The sequence below is a fragment of the Xanthomonas arboricola pv. juglandis genome, assembly GCF_001013475.1.
GTDB classification, from domain to species: Bacteria; Pseudomonadota; Gammaproteobacteria; order Xanthomonadales; family Xanthomonadaceae; genus Xanthomonas; species Xanthomonas arboricola.
On the sequence record NZ_JZEF01000004.1, the window covers coordinates 92536 to 108657 of the forward strand.

Annotated in this window: 15 protein-coding genes; 7 read left to right on the plus strand and 8 right to left on the minus strand. The window is 68.6% G+C overall.

Features of this window, described 5'->3' with window-relative positions:
* Positions 1-17: 17 nt before the first annotated feature.
* The 4 genes from XARJCFBP2528_RS15335 to XARJCFBP2528_RS15350 form a co-directional block, all read right to left on the minus strand.
* Positions 18-752, minus strand: a complete 735-nt coding sequence (locus XARJCFBP2528_RS15335) for a pilin (RefSeq protein WP_047124863.1) — start codon at positions 750-752, stop codon at positions 18-20.
* 37 nt (positions 753-789) lie between these two features.
* A complete protein-coding gene (locus tag XARJCFBP2528_RS15340; protein ID WP_003484452.1) occupies positions 790-1263 on the minus strand; it encodes a DUF494 family protein in 474 nt (157 codons plus the stop codon).
* Between the two features lie 43 nt (positions 1264-1306).
* Positions 1307-2443, minus strand: a complete 1137-nt coding sequence (dprA, locus tag XARJCFBP2528_RS15345) for a DNA-processing protein DprA (RefSeq protein WP_047124864.1) — start codon at positions 2441-2443, stop codon at positions 1307-1309.
* Positions 2444-2514: 71 nt separating this feature from the next.
* Positions 2515-3651: a LysM peptidoglycan-binding domain-containing protein gene (locus XARJCFBP2528_RS15350; RefSeq protein WP_026064326.1), complete on the minus strand. Its 1137-nt coding sequence runs from the start codon at positions 3649-3651 to the stop codon at positions 2515-2517.
* 131 nt (positions 3652-3782) lie between these two features.
* Between XARJCFBP2528_RS15350 and def the strand changes: the two genes are divergently transcribed.
* The 5 genes from def to XARJCFBP2528_RS15375 all read left to right on the plus strand — a co-directional run bounded on the left by def (position 3783) and on the right by XARJCFBP2528_RS15375 (position 10035).
* Positions 3783-4295, plus strand: a complete 513-nt coding sequence (def, locus tag XARJCFBP2528_RS15355; RefSeq protein WP_024938525.1) for a peptide deformylase — start codon at positions 3783-3785, stop codon at positions 4293-4295.
* A 305-nt stretch (positions 4296-4600) separates the two neighbouring features.
* The gene (gene fmt, locus XARJCFBP2528_RS15360) at positions 4601-5524 is read left to right on the plus strand and encodes a methionyl-tRNA formyltransferase (protein ID WP_047124865.1); all 924 of its coding nucleotides are present in this window, start codon (positions 4601-4603) and stop codon (positions 5522-5524) included.
* Positions 5524-6834 (plus strand): 16S rRNA (cytosine(967)-C(5))-methyltransferase RsmB, encoded by a 1311-nt coding sequence (gene rsmB, locus XARJCFBP2528_RS15365; RefSeq protein ID WP_047124866.1) that lies wholly within the window; start codon positions 5524-5526, stop codon positions 6832-6834. The genes fmt and rsmB overlap by 1 nt, the downstream gene beginning before the upstream one ends.
* Before the next feature lie 48 nt (positions 6835-6882).
* Entirely contained in the window at positions 6883-8604 is a 1722-nt protein-coding gene (locus XARJCFBP2528_RS15370; protein WP_047124867.1) for an ArnT family glycosyltransferase, read from the plus strand.
* 153 nt (positions 8605-8757) lie between these two features.
* A complete protein-coding gene (locus XARJCFBP2528_RS15375; protein ID WP_026064325.1) occupies positions 8758-10035 on the plus strand; it encodes an O-antigen ligase family protein in 1278 nt (425 codons plus the stop codon).
* A 70-nt stretch (positions 10036-10105) separates the two neighbouring features.
* Here the strand turns inward: XARJCFBP2528_RS15375 and XARJCFBP2528_RS15380 are convergent, their stop codons facing one another.
* A complete protein-coding gene (locus XARJCFBP2528_RS15380; protein WP_016902501.1) occupies positions 10106-10930 on the minus strand; it encodes a glycosyltransferase family 2 protein in 825 nt (274 codons plus the stop codon).
* On the opposite strand from XARJCFBP2528_RS15380, the gene XARJCFBP2528_RS15385 reads away from it, so the two are divergent.
* Entirely contained in the window at positions 10931-11989 is a 1059-nt protein-coding gene (locus XARJCFBP2528_RS15385; protein ID WP_016902500.1) for a CDP-glycerol glycerophosphotransferase family protein, read from the plus strand.
* Positions 11990-12057: 68 nt separating this feature from the next.
* Here the strand turns inward: XARJCFBP2528_RS15385 and XARJCFBP2528_RS15390 are convergent, their stop codons facing one another.
* The 3 genes from XARJCFBP2528_RS15390 to ribA form a co-directional block, all read right to left on the minus strand.
* Entirely contained in the window at positions 12058-13563 is a 1506-nt protein-coding gene (locus XARJCFBP2528_RS15390) for a PH domain-containing protein (RefSeq protein WP_016902499.1), read from the minus strand.
* The gene (locus XARJCFBP2528_RS15395) at positions 13560-14036 is read right to left on the minus strand and encodes a PH domain-containing protein (RefSeq protein ID WP_039529659.1); all 477 of its coding nucleotides are present in this window, start codon (positions 14034-14036) and stop codon (positions 13560-13562) included. Before XARJCFBP2528_RS15395 ends, XARJCFBP2528_RS15390 begins: the two co-directional genes overlap by 4 nt.
* 138 nt (positions 14037-14174) lie before the next feature.
* Entirely contained in the window at positions 14175-15308 is a 1134-nt protein-coding gene (gene ribA, locus XARJCFBP2528_RS15400; RefSeq protein WP_039525017.1) for a GTP cyclohydrolase II RibA, read from the minus strand.
* Positions 15309-15552: 244 nt separating this feature from the next.
* On the opposite strand from ribA, the gene XARJCFBP2528_RS15405 reads away from it, so the two are divergent.
* Positions 15553-16074, plus strand: coding sequence for a GNAT family N-acetyltransferase (locus tag XARJCFBP2528_RS15405; protein ID WP_016902496.1), 522 nt, complete (start codon positions 15553-15555; stop codon positions 16072-16074).
* Positions 16075-16122 lie beyond the last annotated feature (48 nt).

The following is a 16122-nucleotide window of genomic DNA, read 5'->3' on the forward strand; positions in this document are numbered from 1 at the left end:
TTGCGTAAAGCGATTGACTAGCCGCGGCAGTCCGGCGGAAGTTGGTTGTCGTCGATCTCGGAGCTGCACTGCCAGCTGCCGGCGTCCGCGTCGAAATCCAGCCACAGCGCCTTGCCGTCGATCCTGGCCATTTTCGGCGCATGCAGCAGCGCCTCGACGCCGCAGTTGGTGGTGTCGAAACGGCCGATCCGCACGCTGCTCAGGACATCGTTTGCATACTGCTCGGGCGCGAGAAAGCCGGCGTCGCCGTTGACCGGGCAACGGCCTTGCTGCGCGAGAAATTCGGCGATCTGCGGCTTCAGGGGCGTCAGCGCCGCGATCGCCTGGGCGACCTTGGTACGCGTGGTGTAGTCCTGGTACGCCGGCAGCGCGATCGCCGCCAGGATGCCGATCATCGCCACCAGCACGAACATGCCCACCACCGCGCCCAGCACCAACGCCAGCGGCCACCCCGGCCCGTTGCCAGGCAGGCGATGCGCTGACGAAGAGGGTGCACTGGCGGCTGCGTTGTGAACAGCCGCTGGCGGAACCGACGGCAGGGGCGGCGGCAGCGCTGCGGCGCGCAGATCGGTGGAAATCGGTGGCCCGAGTTCGTCGGCGCACGCAGACAGCGGCACCCATCGGGCAAATCCTTCGCGCCAGACCAAGGTGTCCAGTGCAATCGCGTGATCGCGATACAGCGCCAGCAAGGCCTCGTCGGCCACCGGGCCACGCCGGTGGCGGTTGCCCTCGGCGTAATACCAACTGCTCATTGCCGTCCCCTCGCACGCGTCCGTTGCGGCTTCCGCCTCAGTGTACGGGTTCAGGCTCGTCCAGGAACATCTGCGTTTCCATCCAGGCGTAGGCCGCTTCGGCACCCGGCTGGTTGAACAACACCATCAAGACCACCCATTTGAGGTCGTCCAGGTCCAGTTCGTCCTGGTCCAGCGCCATGGCGCGATCCAGCACCAGCTCGCGCTGGTCGGCGTCGAGGATGCGGTGTTGTTCCAGGAACAACAGGAATCCACGGCAGTCCACATCGAGCTTGTCCAGCTCCGGGCCGTGATAGATGCGTACCGGTCCATCGACATGCGGGCGCGCGACGCTGGGCCGCTGCTCGGAGAGCGCGTCCAGCCAATCGAAGGCTTTGCTGATTTCTGCGGGACTGAAACCGGCCTGGATCAGGCCATTCTGAAGCGAGTCACGGTCGCGGACCAGGTCCGCATCTTCGCTGAAATAATGTTCGAACAGGTACAGCAGTACATCAAGAATGCTCTCTTTCATTGCCCCTCGGCCTGCGTCGCGCGACGCTGTGGAGGTGAAGAAACTAGGGATTGCGGGTATAGCGACCGTGCTCGGTGACCACGTCTCCCTCCAGTTCCATGATGAGCAGCATGGAGGACAGCGCGGCGGCCGTCAATCCGGTGCGTTCGACCAGGGAATCCATAGGGGTTGGGTCATGGCCCAGCGCCTGCCACAAGCGCTGGTAGTCCGGATCCGGCCGCGGCGGGCCGGCCTGCGGCGGTGTCCTGGCCTGATCAGTGGGGGCGGCCAGGCGCTGGCGCAAGGCGCTTGCCAGTTCGCCCGACAGCAGGCGCAGGCCGTCGATGACCTGGGCCGGCTCCTGGGCCAGGGTGGCGCCCTGCCGGATCAGGTGATGGCAGCCACGCGCGAGCGGATTGTGCAGCGAGCCGGGCAGGGCGAACACCTCGCGCCCGGCCTCCGCCGCCAGCCGCGCGGTGATCAGCGCGCCCGAGCGCATGGCCGCTTCCACCACCAGGGTGCCCAGGGCCAGCCCGGCGATGATCCGGTTACGGGCCGGGAAGTGCCCCGCGACCGGCCCGGTGCCGGGCAGGTACTCGCTGACCACCGCGCCACGCGCGGCGATGCGATCGCGCAGGGAGTGGTGATTTGCCGGGTAGGCCACATCCGCGCCGGTGCCCACCACCGCCACAGTGATGGCCCCGGCACGGGCAAGCGCGGCCTCGTGTGCGATCGCGTCCACGCCGGCGGCCATACCGCTGACGATGGCCAACCCGGCGCCGGCCAGGCCGGAGGCGAATGCGCGGGTGTGGTCGCGGCCGCCGGCGGTGGCGGAGCGGCTGCCGACCACGGCCACGCCCGGGTGCCAGAGCGCGTTCGGGTCGCCGTCCACGAACAGGGCCAGCGGCGGATTGACGATGTGGCGCAGCAGGGCGGGATAGTCGGGATCGTTCAGGCCGATCAGGTGATGGCCGGGCTGCTCGCACCACTGCAGGGCGGCGTCCAGGGCGCGTGCATCGGGGGTCTGCAGCCGGGCCACCTGCAACTCGTCGCAGCCGGCGGCAAGCCAGGCCTCGGGTCCGGCCGCTATTAGCTCGGCCGGGCTGGCGAAGCAGTCCAGCAGCGCGTGGCGCGGCGGGCTGCGGCCGCCCGCCAGGAGCAGGGTCAGAAGTGCGCGCAGGTCGGAAGTGGGGAGGGCCATGCGTCCAGCCTGAAGCGCAAACGCCGACGGCGCCCTCAGGCGCCGTCGTATTACCGCATCGGAATTTTCGCTTACTGCGCGTCGGGATGCTTGACGAAGTAGCCCAGGCCGGTCGGCTTGACGCTTTCCATCACCAGCGCATAGCTGACCTTGTCGAAGGTGCGGAACACCATCGCGTGGGAGGCGTATTCGTCGGGCAGGCCGACGGTGGAGCCGGCCGGGCCGCTGAAGTCGTCGTCGGTCCGCGAGAAGCGCGAGTGCTTGACGCGGTCGCTGACCGTGCGGCCCTTGCGCCAGATCGAGAACACCGTGCCGTTGTTGATGCCTTCGCGGGCGCCGCCGGAGATGGCGATCACGTCGCGGGTGCCGCCGACGATGAAGGCATCGGAGATGGCCAGCACCCGCAATTCGGTCTGCAGGGCCTGTTCCGACGGCGGATGCGGAATGAACTGCAGGTCGTAGGGCTGCGCCTCGACGGCGACGATCCGATCGCCGGCGCGTACCTCGCGGCCGCTGTCCTGCAGCAGCAGGGTGGCCGCCTTGGAGTTGCCGCCCGCCGCGCTGCGCGTGATGGTGCCGACGTTGACCTGTGCAAGTTCGTAGCCGAGGAACTCGCGGCGCGTGCTCGGCGCGATGTAGTTCTTCCAGATGTTGCCGGCGCCTGCGGTGATGTTGCCGGCCGCATCGAGGTCTTCGTTGTGCTTGGGCAGGCTGAACTTCACCGTCGGGCGTACCACCGCAAAACGCTGGCCCGGCTGTGCATTGTCCAGGCCGACCACATAGGCCACCTGGCCGGTGGTGGCGCGCGTGCGGCCGCCTTCCAGGCCCACCACATACGGCAGCTGATCGAAGTCGTCGGTGACGCGCAGGTTCTTCAGGAACGGCTCGACATCGGCCAGCGGAATCGCATTGATCGGCGCTTCCTGGCGCGGACCGGGCTGGACGGTGCCCTTGGCGACGCGATCCAGGTAGGCCAGGCTGATCACGTCACCGGGATAGATCAGGTGCGGATTCTGGATCTGCGGGTTGGCCTGCCAGATTTCCGGCCACAACCAGGGTTTTTGCAGGAAACGTCCAGCGATGTCCCACAGGGTATCGCCCTTGCGGACCACGTAAGTCTCTGGATGCTCGCCCACCGCTTGCGCGGCAGCGTAGGTCGCGACGGTCAGCATCGCCGCAGCGACGACCGTACGAAGTCGGTTCAACATGAGTGCCTTCTTGCCTGATTCCCCAACAGGTCTGCGCACTATAGTCCAGAAACCGGGGCGTCACGCAAGCATTGCGCTAGAATGATAGCGTCTTGCCGGCGCAGCGCCGGTGTTCCCAGACGGGTAATCCCATGGCTTTGCTCCCTATTCTTGAATTCCCCGATCCGCGGCTGCGCACCAAGGCCGTGCCGGTCGACGCTGCCGAGCTCACCAGCCCGGCATTCCAGACCCTGCTCGACGACATGTTCCAGACCATGTACGAGGCGCCCGGCATCGGCCTGGCCGCCAGTCAGGTGGACGTGCACAAGCGTTTCATGGTGATCGACGTCAGCGAGGAGAAGACGCTCCCGCAGGTGTTCATCAACCCGGAGATCGTGAGCAGGCAGGGCGAGCAGGTCTACCAGGAAGGCTGCCTGTCGGTACCGGGCATCTATGCCGACGTCGCCCGCGCCGATGCGATCACCGTGCGCTATCTCGACCGCCAGGGCAAGGCGCAGGAACTGAGCACCGACGGCCTGCTGGCGGTGTGCATCCAGCACGAGATGGACCATCTGGACGGCAAGTTGTTCGTCGATTACCTGTCGCCGCTCAAGCGCGAAATGGTGCGCAAGAAACTGGCCAAGCAGCGTAAGCACGTGGCCTGAGGGCAGGGATTGGGGAGTCGGGATTGGGGATTGGTGAAGCGGGTTTTCTGGCTGCTTGCCGGTCCGTTGGTCCCCACGCTCAATCGCTCGGCGCGGGGCTATGCGTGTGATTGGGCGATGGCGCAGACCGTCGCTGCACGCGCTCCGCGTACACGGATGGGGCGACACGTCGGGACCTGGGATATGGGATTGGCCAGCCATTGCGCTGTTGCCCAAGCCCCCTGCTGCGAATCCCGATGCCCGAATCCCCATTCCCCGCCGCCGCTACTGCCACTCCCCAAACCCCACTCCCGAATCCCCGCCCTATGAGAATCGTATTCGCCGGTACGCCGGATTTTGCCGTCGCCTCGTTGCGCGCAGCCGCGCAGCGGCATGAAGTGGTGGCGGTCTACACCCAGCCGGATCGGCCGGCCGGCCGTGGCCGCGGGTTGACGCCGTCGCCGGTCAAGCTGGAGGCGATTGCGCGCGGCATCCCGGTCTTCCAGCCGCAGACGCTGCGCTCGCCGGAAGCACTGGCCGCGCTGCGCGCGCTCAATGCCGATCTGATGGTGGTGGTGGCCTACGGCCTGATCCTGCCCAAGGCGGTGCTGGCCGCGCCGACCCATGGCTGCTGGAACGTGCATGCCTCGTTGTTGCCGCGCTGGCGTGGCGCCGCGCCGATCCAGCGCGCGATTGAGGCCGGCGATACCGAAACCGGCGTCTGCCTGATGCAGATGGAAGCCGGACTGGATACCGGCCCGGTGCTGCTGTCGCAGCGGCTGGCCATCGGCGAGCAGGAAACCGGCGGGCAGCTGCACGATCGCCTGGCCGCGCTGGGCGCGCAGGTGCTGGCCGATGGCCTGGGCCTGCTGCGTGCCGGCATCCGCCCGGTGGCGCAGCCGCAGCCGGCCGAAGGCGTGACCTATGCGCACAAGCTGGACAAGACGCAGGCGCGGCTGGACTGGACCCAGCCGGCGCAGGAACTGGCGCGGCGGGTACGCGCGTTCAATCCATGGCCGGTGGCCGAGGCGGTCCTGGCCGGCGAGCGCGTGCGCCTGCATGGTGCGGTGGCGCTGGAGCTGGCCCATCAGCAGGCGCCGGGCACCCTGCTCGCCGCCAGCAAGCAGGGCATCGACATCGCCTGCGGGCAGGGCGCGCTGCGGGTGCGCGTGCTGCAGCGCGAGGGCGGCAAGGCGATCACCGCTGCCGACTACCTCAACGCGCGCCGCGACCTGCCGGCGCTGCGCTGATGTCGGCAGAGACTGCAACTGCGGGCGTCGGCTCGCGTCTGGCCGCGGCACGGGTGCTGACGGCGGTGTTCGACCAGGGCCGCTCGCTCAAGGCCGAACTGGCCGCGACCTTGCCCGGTCTTGCTGATCCACGCGACCGCGCGCTGGTGGAGGCGATCTGCTTTGCGGTGCTGCGCCGCCGCCCGGCCTATGACGTGGCATTGCGGCAGTGGCTGGAACGCCCGCTGCCGCCGCGCGATGCGGAACTGAAGGCGCTGCTGATGGCCGGCTTCGCCCAGCTCGACGTGCTGCAGCTGCCCGCGCACGCGGCCTTGTCGGCCACCGTGGACGCGTGCCGCGCGCTGGGCCGGCCGCGGCAGGCCGGCATGGTCAACGCGATCCTGCGGCGCGCCCAGCGCGAGGGGTTTCCGGCGGTGTCCGCCGATGCGGGCTGGCCGTCCTGGCTGCGCAAGCAACTGCGCGCCGATTGGGGCGAGCAGGCCGAACGCATCTTCGTGGCAAGCGCGCAGATGGCGCCGATGTGGCTACGCGTGCAGCGCTCGCGGATCGACCCGGCCGGCTATGTCCAACGGCTGGCCGCGCTGGGCATCGGCGCGGACACGGATGCGCTGTTGCCGGATGCGGTGCGTCTGCACGGGGCGGTGCCGGTGAGCCAGTTGCCCGGCTTTGCTGACGGCGATGTCTCGGTGCAGGACGGCTCTGCTCAGCAGGTTGCCGATGCGCTGGCGCTGGCGCCATCGGCACGTGTGCTCGATGCCTGCGCGGCGCCCGGCGGCAAGGCCGCGCATCTGCTGGAACGTCATCCTGGCCTGCAGCTCACCGCGCTGGATGTGGATGCGCGCCGGCTGGAGCGGGTGCAGCAGACCTTGCAGCGCACCGTGCCGGCCGCGCAGGTGACCTTGCACACCGCTGACGCCGCCGATACCGCCGCATGGTGGGACGGCCAGTCGTTCGATGCGGTGCTGCTGGATGCGCCGTGTTCGGCCACCGGCGTGGTGCGCCGTCAGCCCGACGTGCTGCTGCATCGCCGTGCCGACGATATCGACGCCTTGTGCGCGTTGCAGGCGCGTCTGCTCGATGCCACCTGGCGCACGCTGCGACCGGGCGGGCAGCTGCTCTACACCACCTGTTCCCTGCTGGCGCGCGAGAACCAGGCGCAGGTGCAGGCATTCCTGCAACGCACTGCCGATGCACAGGCGCAGCCGCTGGGCGCGCAATTCGGTCATGCGGCCGGTGCCGGACGCCAGCGTTTCCCCGGCGAGCAGCACTGCGACGGTTTTTTCTACGCGCTTTTGCTAAAAGCGTCCTGACCGCGCGCCGACCCCGGCGCTCCACCTTCGCATCCATTGCCGCCCGTCATGCTCAAGACTCGTGCTTCCAAGGATTTCTGGCTGCTGGCCATCACCGCCGTTCTGGTGATCGGTGCCGGCCTGGGACTGCGCGACCCCTGGCCGTCGGACGAGCCGCGGTTTGCACTGGTCGCCAAGCAGATGGTGATGAGCGGCGACTGGCTGTTCCCGCATCGCGGCAACGAGCTGTACTCGGACAAGCCGCCGATGCTGATGTGGCTGCAGGCGCTGTTCTACACGCTGCTGGGCAACTGGCGGGTGGCGTTCCTGCTGCCGTCGCTGCTGGCGGCGTTGGGCACGCTGGCCTGCGTGTACGACCTGGGGCGGCGCCTGTGGACCCGGCGCGTGGGCGCGTATGCGGCGTGGATGCTGTTGTTCACGCTGCACTTCACCTTCCAGGCCAAGAAGGCGCAGATCGACCCGCTGGTGGTGTTCTGGATCACCCTGGCCAATTACGGATTGCTGCGCCACCTGCTGCTGGGGCCGGCCTGGCGCTGGTGGACGCTGGGCTGGTTTGCCGCCGGGCTGGGCGTGATCACCAAGGGGGTCGGCGTCATCGCCTTGCTGATGCTGATCCCGGCCGGCATTGCGGCGGCGCGCGGCTGGCTGGGCGTGCGCGTGCATGTGCGCGATCGGCGTTTCTGGCTGGGGCCGCTGTTCTTCTTCGTCGCGATCCTGCTGTGGTTCGTGCCGATGATGGTGACCGCGCTGACCGCCGGCCAGCCCGAGTACCGCGTCTATCTCAACGACATCCTGCTGCGCCAGACCGCCAAGCGTTACGCCAATTCCTGGGATCACGCGCAGCCGGTCTGGTACCACTTCAAGGGCATGGCCACGATGTGGCTGCCGACCATCCTGGTGCTGCCCTGGGCGATCCCGGCCTGGTGGCGCCGGCTCAAGCGACGCGATGCGCGCTATCTGTTGCCGCTGGCCTGGTGGCTGCTGGTGCTGGTGTTCTTCACCATTCCCAGCGGCAAGCGCGATGTGTACATCCTGCCGGCGCTGCCGATGTTCTGCCTGGCGCTGGCGCCGCTGGCGGCAGGCCTGCTGCGCCGCGCCGGGGTGCAGCGGCTGCTGTTCGGATTCGTGCTGCTGCTGACGCTGGCCTTCGCTGCCGGCGGCGCGGCGATGCTGATCGGGCACCCGGGCTTCGAGCAGAAGATCATGGACAGCCGCGGGGTCGGCAGCGAGGCCACCGACCCGCTCGGCTGGCTGCTGCTGGCGGTCGGTCTGTGGGGCGTGGCAAGCCTGTTGCTGCTGCGGGTGCGCCGTTCCGCGCTTGCCGCTGCATCGCTGCTGGGCGCGTGGTGGGTGGCGTTCGGCCTGGTCTGCTATCCGATCTTCAACGACTCCAGTTCGGCGGGCGCGGTGATGCGCGAGGCCGGGCGCCGGATTGGCCCGGACGCGCAGCTCGGGCTGGTGGCCTGGAAAGAGCAGAACCTGCTGATGGCCGACCGCCCCGCGCAGACCTTCGGCTTCAAGGTGCCATGGGAACAACAGCTGCAGCGCGCGGTGGCCTGGCAGGCAGAGCGTCCCGATCGACGTTGGCTGATGGCGCAGGAGACCTCGCTGCTGGGCTGCGTGGACCGCAGCCGCAGCCAGATGGTGGGGGTGGCCAACCGCCGTCGCTGGTGGCTGGTGCCGGCCGATGCCGTGCACGGCAGCTGCGTGGCGAGCTCCGAGCAGCGGGCAGTGGAAGCGCAGGAGCAGGGCAACCTGGACACCGAATGAGCCGGCGCAGCGCAGATGTCTGCCGCGATCGGCGGCCCGTCAATGCCGCCGCCGGACGCTGTCTAGCATGGATTCATGCGGGGCATCGTTAGCTTGGCCGGCGTCGCTGACGCGTGTCGCCCAATGTCACCCCCACTTGCCACCGATGTCTGAATGAATTCCTTGCCCACCCAGTCCGCTGCGCTTTCCTCGTCGGCCCCCATCGCGTCACCGGCAGGTGTGGGCATTGCCGAACTGGGCGTGTTCGCGTTGACCGCGCTGGTGGTCAGCATGCCGAGCGGGTTGCTGCCGTTCGGGCTGTGCCTGTTGCTTGGCTCGCTGGTGGGGTGGCGCAGCCTGCGCGCAGGCGTTGCCATGCGCCCCTGGTCGCTGCGCGCGCTGGGGTGGTTGGCCGCGGCGGTGATCGCGATGTCGCTGTTGTCGATCGTGCTGTTCGAACACGGGCTGCGCGATGTCGACAACCGCTCGCGCTTCCTGGTGCTGCCGTGGGCGGCCCTGTGGGCGTACGCATTGCAGCCGCGCCAGGTCTGGCTATGGCGTGGCGCGCTGGCCGGCGTGTTCGCGGCAATGTTGATCGCCATGCTGCAGGTGATGAACGGTGCCGACCGCGCGGAAGGCTGGACCAATGCGATTGTATTTGCCGACATCGCGCTGATGTTGCTGGTGGTGGCGGTGTTCTGTCGTCCGCCTGGCAAGGTGCGCTGGCTGGTGGGCGCGGCCATCGCCACGGTGGTGGTGATTGTGCTCAGCGGCAGTCGCGGGGTGTGGTTGTCGTTGCTGGTGACCTTGGGCGTGCTGATCTGGGGCGCGCCCTGGCAGAGCGCACGCATGCGCTTGCTGACCTTCGTCGGCAGTGCGGTGCTGGCGGTGGGCGTGGTGCTCAGCGTGCCGGCGTTGACCCAGCAGATGCGCCTGGGCGAGTTGCAGAGCGACCTGCAGCGCTATGAGGTCGGCGACAGCGACTCGTCCGCCGGTGCCCGGATCGAGCGCCTGCATGTGGCCTGGGACACCTTGCGCGCGCATCCGCTCACCGGTATCGGCGTCGGGCGCTTCGACGATGCGATGCGCGAGCTACCGGTATGCGCCGGCGACACCTGGCTGCTGCGCTGTCATCTGGGCCATGCGCACAACGATCTGGCCGAGTGGGGCGCCACCCAGGGCGTGCCGGGCCTGTTGCTGCTGTTTGCGGTCTACGGGATGCCGTTGTGGATCTTCGTGCGGCTGCATCGCCGCAGTGGCCAGCGCCAGTTCCGCGGACCGGCCGCGGCCGGGGTGATGATCGTGGTGAGCTATGCGCTGTGCGGACTGACCCAGTCGATGTTTGCGCACCAGGTGTCGGCCAGCTTCTATACGGCCATGGTCGGCGTGCTGGTCGGCCTGGCAGCGCGTCAGGCGCAGGAGTTCCCGGCTCGAGCGGCCGACAAGGCCTAGCGCGGCCTGGGTTGGCTTCTAGACCTTACGTCGATTCGATCACCGGAATGGACGTTGTTGCTGAAGACTCTTAGTCGCCGCGCCGCTCGTCCGCACGCGGCGGGTCCTGCACCGGCTGGTTGTGCTGCAGCAGCCACAGCATGATGGTCTTCTGGCGCACGTAGTTGGCGCGCACGTAGGCATAGATCAACCCGTGCCAGCCATCGCGAAACCCGCCGCGTAGCAGGTAGCCGCGCCAGAAGCGCCAGGCCGGCGCCAGCACCAGCTTGCTCCAGGTCGCGCGTTTGCCGCGCGCATATTCGTGCTCGGCCATCATCTGCGCGTAGCGCTGGGTCTTGGCCAGTTGCTGCGCCAGCGAGCGGTACGGGTAGTGGATCAGATCGCCGGCCAGAGTCACCACTGCACCGTCGACACTGGCCGCCTCGTGGATCTCGCGCTTGCCGCGCCAGCCGCCGCGGCGTCGATCGAACAAGCGCAGCACCCGATCCGGATAGGCATTGCCATGGCGCAGGAACCGGCCGAAATAATCCGACAGCCGTGCGAAGCGATAACCTGCCGCATCGGCAAAGCCACCATCGCGCGCGGCAACGATCGACGCCCGCAAGGCATCGCTGACGCGTTCGTCGGCATCCAGACACAGCACCCAGTCGTGGCTGGCCTGCGCAACGCAGAACGCCTTCTGGCTGCGGTAGCCATCGAAGGCGCGCTGCAGGACGCGCGCGCCGTGCGCGGCGGCCAGCGTCACGGTGGCGTCGGTGGAGCCGGAGTCCACCACCACGATCTCGTCGCAGAACGCCAGCGAGCGCAGGCAGTCGCGTAGGCGATCGGCCTCGTTGAACGCGATAATGCAGGCGCTGATGCGCGGCCGTTCGTCGGGTGCGGTCGAAGAGGACATGTGATGGCTCAATACCTGCTGTTCGCAACGGAACGTTACGCGTTGCCTATTCTGGCGCCATTGGCGCAGGCATTACAGGCCCGCGGGCACGCCGTATCGGCGTGGTTCGAGGGCGGTGCGCGCGGGCTGGTGTTGCCGGAGGTGCGCGAGGTCGGTCTGCGTGAGGCGCTGGCGTTGCGCCCGCGTGCGGTGTTCAGCGCGGCCAACTGGGTGCCGCCGTTCATTGCGGGCGCCAAGGTGCAGCTGTTCCATGGGTTCAACGTGCAGAAACGCGAAGACAACCGCGGGCACTTCCGCGTGCGCGGATTGTTCGATCTGTATTGCACGCAAGGCCCGGCCACCACGGCGCCGTTTCGCGCACTTGCCGAGCGCGAAGGGCATTTTGCCGTGGTCGAAACCGGTTGGCCCAAGCTCGACCCGGTGTTCCGCGACGATGGCGGCCGCAGCGCTGCACTGCGCGCGCCGGCCAACGGGCGGCCGGTGATCCTGTTCGGCTCCACGTTTACCGAGCGCTTGAGCGCTGCGCCCGCGCTCTACGACGAGATCGCCGCCGATATCGCATGCGGTGCGCATTACTGGCTGCTGACGCTGCATCCGAAGTGCGCGCCGGAGCTGTTCGATCGCTATCGCGCGCTGGCCGGGCCGCATGCCCGCTTTGTCGAACCCGAAGAAGTGATGGCCGCGCAGCGTGCGGCCGATGTGCTGGTGTCGGATACCTCGTCGATCGTGTCCGAGTTCGTGGTGCAGCACAAACCGGTGGTGACCTTCCGCAACCGCGTGCCGCAGCCGCATATGCTGGACTTCCAGCAGCCCGGGCAATTGCCGCAGCAGCTGGCGCGCGCGCTGGCGCCGGATGCGTCGCTGCGCGATGCGCTCGCCCGTTATGCCGATGCGATCCACCCATACCGCGACGGGCAGTCGTCGGAGCGGGTGATGGCAGCGACCGAGGACTTCATCGCCGGCAAGCTCGGCACGCTGCGGCGCAAGCCGCTGGGCGCAGTGTGGCGAGGCCTGCAGATCCGCCGCGAACTCGGATACTGGGGCCCGGCACAACGCTGATCGCTGCGAGTTGCGCATCGACGAGATACCGCTGCCAATCAGCACTTCACCCAATCCCGAATCCCGACTCACCAACGCAGCTTGCGCCGCGCCAACGCGGCACCCAACTGCGCCTGCAGTGCCTGCGCCTGCGCCAACGGCACAAAGCGCAGCCGCAACCCCGGGCCGGCCGCGCTGGCGCCGGCAGTGTCCAGCCACAGCGTTGCGGTGCCGGACAGACGGTCCAGCGGCGAGCGTTGCAGTTGCAGCGCCTGCAGCTTGTCCAGCTCGGCCAGCCGCCACCAGCGTTTCCACCAGCCACCGCGCACGGCGACAAACCGCGCATCCACCGCGTAGCCCATGCGGTGCACCTGGCGATGCGCCTTGAACGCACTCCACGGCAACCACAGCAGCAACCACGCCGCCTGGTTGCCGAATTGCCAGGCCAGGCCCATCACCAGCGGCAGCAGCAACAACAGCGTGGGCAGACTCAAGCGCCACCAGCAATGCGTAGCGATCGCCTGCCACTGTGCCGGCGGCCAGGCAATCCCCGGCAGCAGGCGCTGCAACAAGGCATCGCAGCGCTGCGGGTCGGCAATCGGCGCCAGCTCCTTCAATGCGCTGCCTTCGCGGTCGGCGGTGCCGGCTACTGCAGTCTCCACCCGCAACTGGCGACGGCCGAACAGGCGATGCAGGCGGCTTTCGTACAGCGTCCACGACTGGATGCGCCGCAGCGCCACGCTGCTGCGGATGCGCGTCAGCAGGCCGCGCTCCACGGTGAGGCGGCGCTCGGATTGGCTGAGATGAAAGCCGTGGTACTGCGCCACCGCCAGCGCCACCGACAGCGCGCGCATCGCGACCAATACGGCCAGGGCGCCCAGCACCACCAACGCGGCGGTCACTGCCGCCCCCGGATGGATCTGGCTGACGTAGCGGTAGGCCAGCTCGCCATTGTGTTCGACGAAGTTGGACACCGTGCGGCGCGGAATCATCTGGTAGATCACGCCGAAGCTGGCAGCCACCACCACCATGCCGCGATTGGAGATCAGCCCCAGCCGGATCACTTCGCCCAGCGGCAGACGCAGTAGCGTGTTGCTGTCGGCCTCGATCTGCGGCGTGCTGGCATCGGCGTCATGCGTGCGGCGACGGATCAGGTCTTCCAGCGCCAGCGCCTGGTCCAGCCGCAGCACGCGCATTTCCGCTTCGGGCTTATGGCCGCCGGCCGATTCCAGGCGCACCTCGGCCACGCCGGCCAGCCGGTGCAGCAGCGATTGATGCACCACCACGTTATGGATGCGCGCGAACGGGATATCGCGACGGCTGCGTTCCAGCAGCCCGCTGCGGATCGCCACCCCATCGGTGCCGATGCGGTAGCGGTAGGTGAAATAGCGCAGCACCGAGATTGCCACCAGCACTGCCATCACCACGCCGGTGGCGATGTGGTCGGCCGAGTCGCGGCTGCCATCGCGGCTGCCGAACAGCACCAAGGCCGCCAGCGGAATCAGGAACTGGCGGATCTGCTGCAACAACACGAACACCCACGACAGCGGATGCAGGCGCTGCTCGTCCTGGCCGGGGTGTTCGATGGCGCTCACAGCGCGTCGTCGTCGTGATCGAGCTGGCGGGCGAGGCGGTCGCGCAGGCGTTCGGCATCGCCCTGGTCCAGGCCGGACAAGGCCACCGCGTTGAGCCGGCTGCCGGCGGTATGCACCACCAGCGTGGTCAGCCGGGTGGCGCGCTCGATCGGGCCGCGGCGCAGGTCCACGTGCTGCACGCGCGAAATCGGGATGCGCGTGTCGCTCTGCCACAGATGGCCGCGTTGCAGCGCCAGGCCGTGCTGGTCGAGTTTCCAGTGGGTGAGCCGATGCCGTTTGACCGCGAACCACGCACCCAGCAGCGCGGCGACCACGGTCACGCCCAGCACCACCGGCCAGTCATGCCAGGCGTGCAGCACGGTGACGGTCACGCCGGCGGCGATCAGCCCGGCACATCCGCCACCCAGCGCGCCGTTGACGCCGGCTACATACGCCCCGCGTTGCGGTAGCGGTTGCCACTGGGTGTGGTCCACCGCCGGAACTTGTGCCGGCGCGGCAGCGACGATGACCTCGGGGTGCGGCGGTGGAGCGTCGTGCACAAGGCTGGCCTGCAGGAGCGGTGCGCAAGCATAGCCGGGCGCCGCGGGCGGGCGCATCCGGCGCAGCGGCGCTTACTGTGCGGCCAGAATCAGCGCATCCACATCCAGCGCATGCCCGGCACGCGCGGCCTTGGTGCGCAGGTACTGCTCGTTCTCCGGAGTGATGTCGCCGGTCACCGGGATGCGGTCTTCGACCGCGATGCCGGCCGCACGCAGGCGCTCGGCCTTGGCGGGATTGTTGGTCAGCAGCCGGATCCGGCCGATGCCCAGGCCGCGCAGCATCGCCACCGCACTGCCGTAGCGGCGCTCGTCCGGGCCGAAGCCCAGCTGCGCGTCGGCATCGATGGTGTCCAGGCCGGCATGCTGGTAACCGTACGCGCGCATCTTGGCGGCGATGCCGGTGCCACGGCCTTCCTGGTCAAGATACAGCAGCACGCCGCCGCCGAGTTCCTTCAGCTTGGCCAGGCCATGCCGCAGCTGGTCGCCGCAATCGCATTTGAGCGAACCGAACAGATCGCCGGTCAGGCAGGAGGAATGCACGCGCACCGGCACTGCCGCCGACAGGTCGGGCTGGCCGACCACGATCGCTACCTGGTCGCGCTGCGCCACTCCGCCACGGAACACCACGAACTCGCTCATCCCCAGCCCGCGCAACGGCACCGGCGTGCGGGTGACCAACTCGTAGCCGGCCGCGGCGGATTTGGCGCAACCGCTGCCCAGATCGTCCAGTGCCAGCGACTGGCAACCGGCAAAGGCGGCGTGGCCATCCGCGTCGTGCAGTTCCACGGCCAGCATCGCCGGCAGCAGCAGTCCCAGCCGCGCGATTTCCACCGCGCCGGCATCCAACGCATCGCCCGGGGTCCATTGCGTCGGTACCGGGGTATCGCGCAGGTAGGCCAGGGCAGCGAGCTGGTCGTAGTCGTGGTCGACCAGCGCCACGCGTGCGCCCTGCGGCGCGCTCAGGCCCAGCACCTGGGCGCGGGTCGGGGTGACGAACAGATAGTGCCGCCCCTGCGCCGCACGCGCGAAGGCCGCATAGGACTGCGCGGTGCTGCTGTCCAGCGCCAGCACCGCGCGCGCCTGCCCGTTGGCCGCCGTCAGCAGCACCGGGCGGCCGGCGCGCAGTTCGGAGGCGGCGCGCTCGCAACGGATCGCGGCCGGATCACCGAAGGCCTGCGCGCTGGGGGAGGGGACGGGGCTGCTCATGCACGACTCCAGATGGGGATTGCCACGGCCGCTTCAAGGCGGACGCCGCCGCGGCCGTTGCCTGCCGCGTGCGGCCATTGTCGCGTGGTTCGCAAGCGCCAGTCGCCACGGCCGGGTGGAACGCTGCATCCAGCGCCCGCCGTTTGAGTTGCGCGGCAGGCGTGGATTGGTTGCATGCCGGCTGCGTTGTTCATCGCCCGGCAATGCCTTTTAATCCCAAGACCCTCTGCCCGCACCGGACCCCATGTCTCTCATCGACTGCAGCGAAGACCGCCACGCCAGCGCCATCCTGGAGATCTTCAACGACGCCATCGCCAACTCGACCGCGTTGTACGACTACAAGCCGCGGCCACCGGAGAGCATGGTCGGCTGGTTTGCGACCAAGCGCGCGGGCGGCTTTCCGGTGATCGGGGTGGAAGCTGCCGACGGCAGCCTGATGGGGTTCGCCAGCTACGGCACCTTCCGCGCCTGGCCGGCGTTCAAGTACAGCGTGGAGCATTCGATCTACGTGCACCGCGACCATCGCGGCAAGGGGCTCGGACGCCTGCTGTTGCAGGGCGTGATCGCGGCGGCGGAACAACGCGGCGTGCATGTGCTGGTCGGCGGCATCGATGCCAGCAATCAGGCCAGCATCGCCCTGCACGAACAGTTCGGCTTCACCCATGCCGGCACCGTGCGCGAGGCCGGTTTCAAGTTCGGCCGTTGGCTGGACCTGGCGTTCTATCAGCGCATCCTCGCCACGCCGGCCGATCCGCACGACGATTGAGCCGCCGGCAACGCCGCGCTATGCGCAGGCGGATCCGTCTTCAGCCAG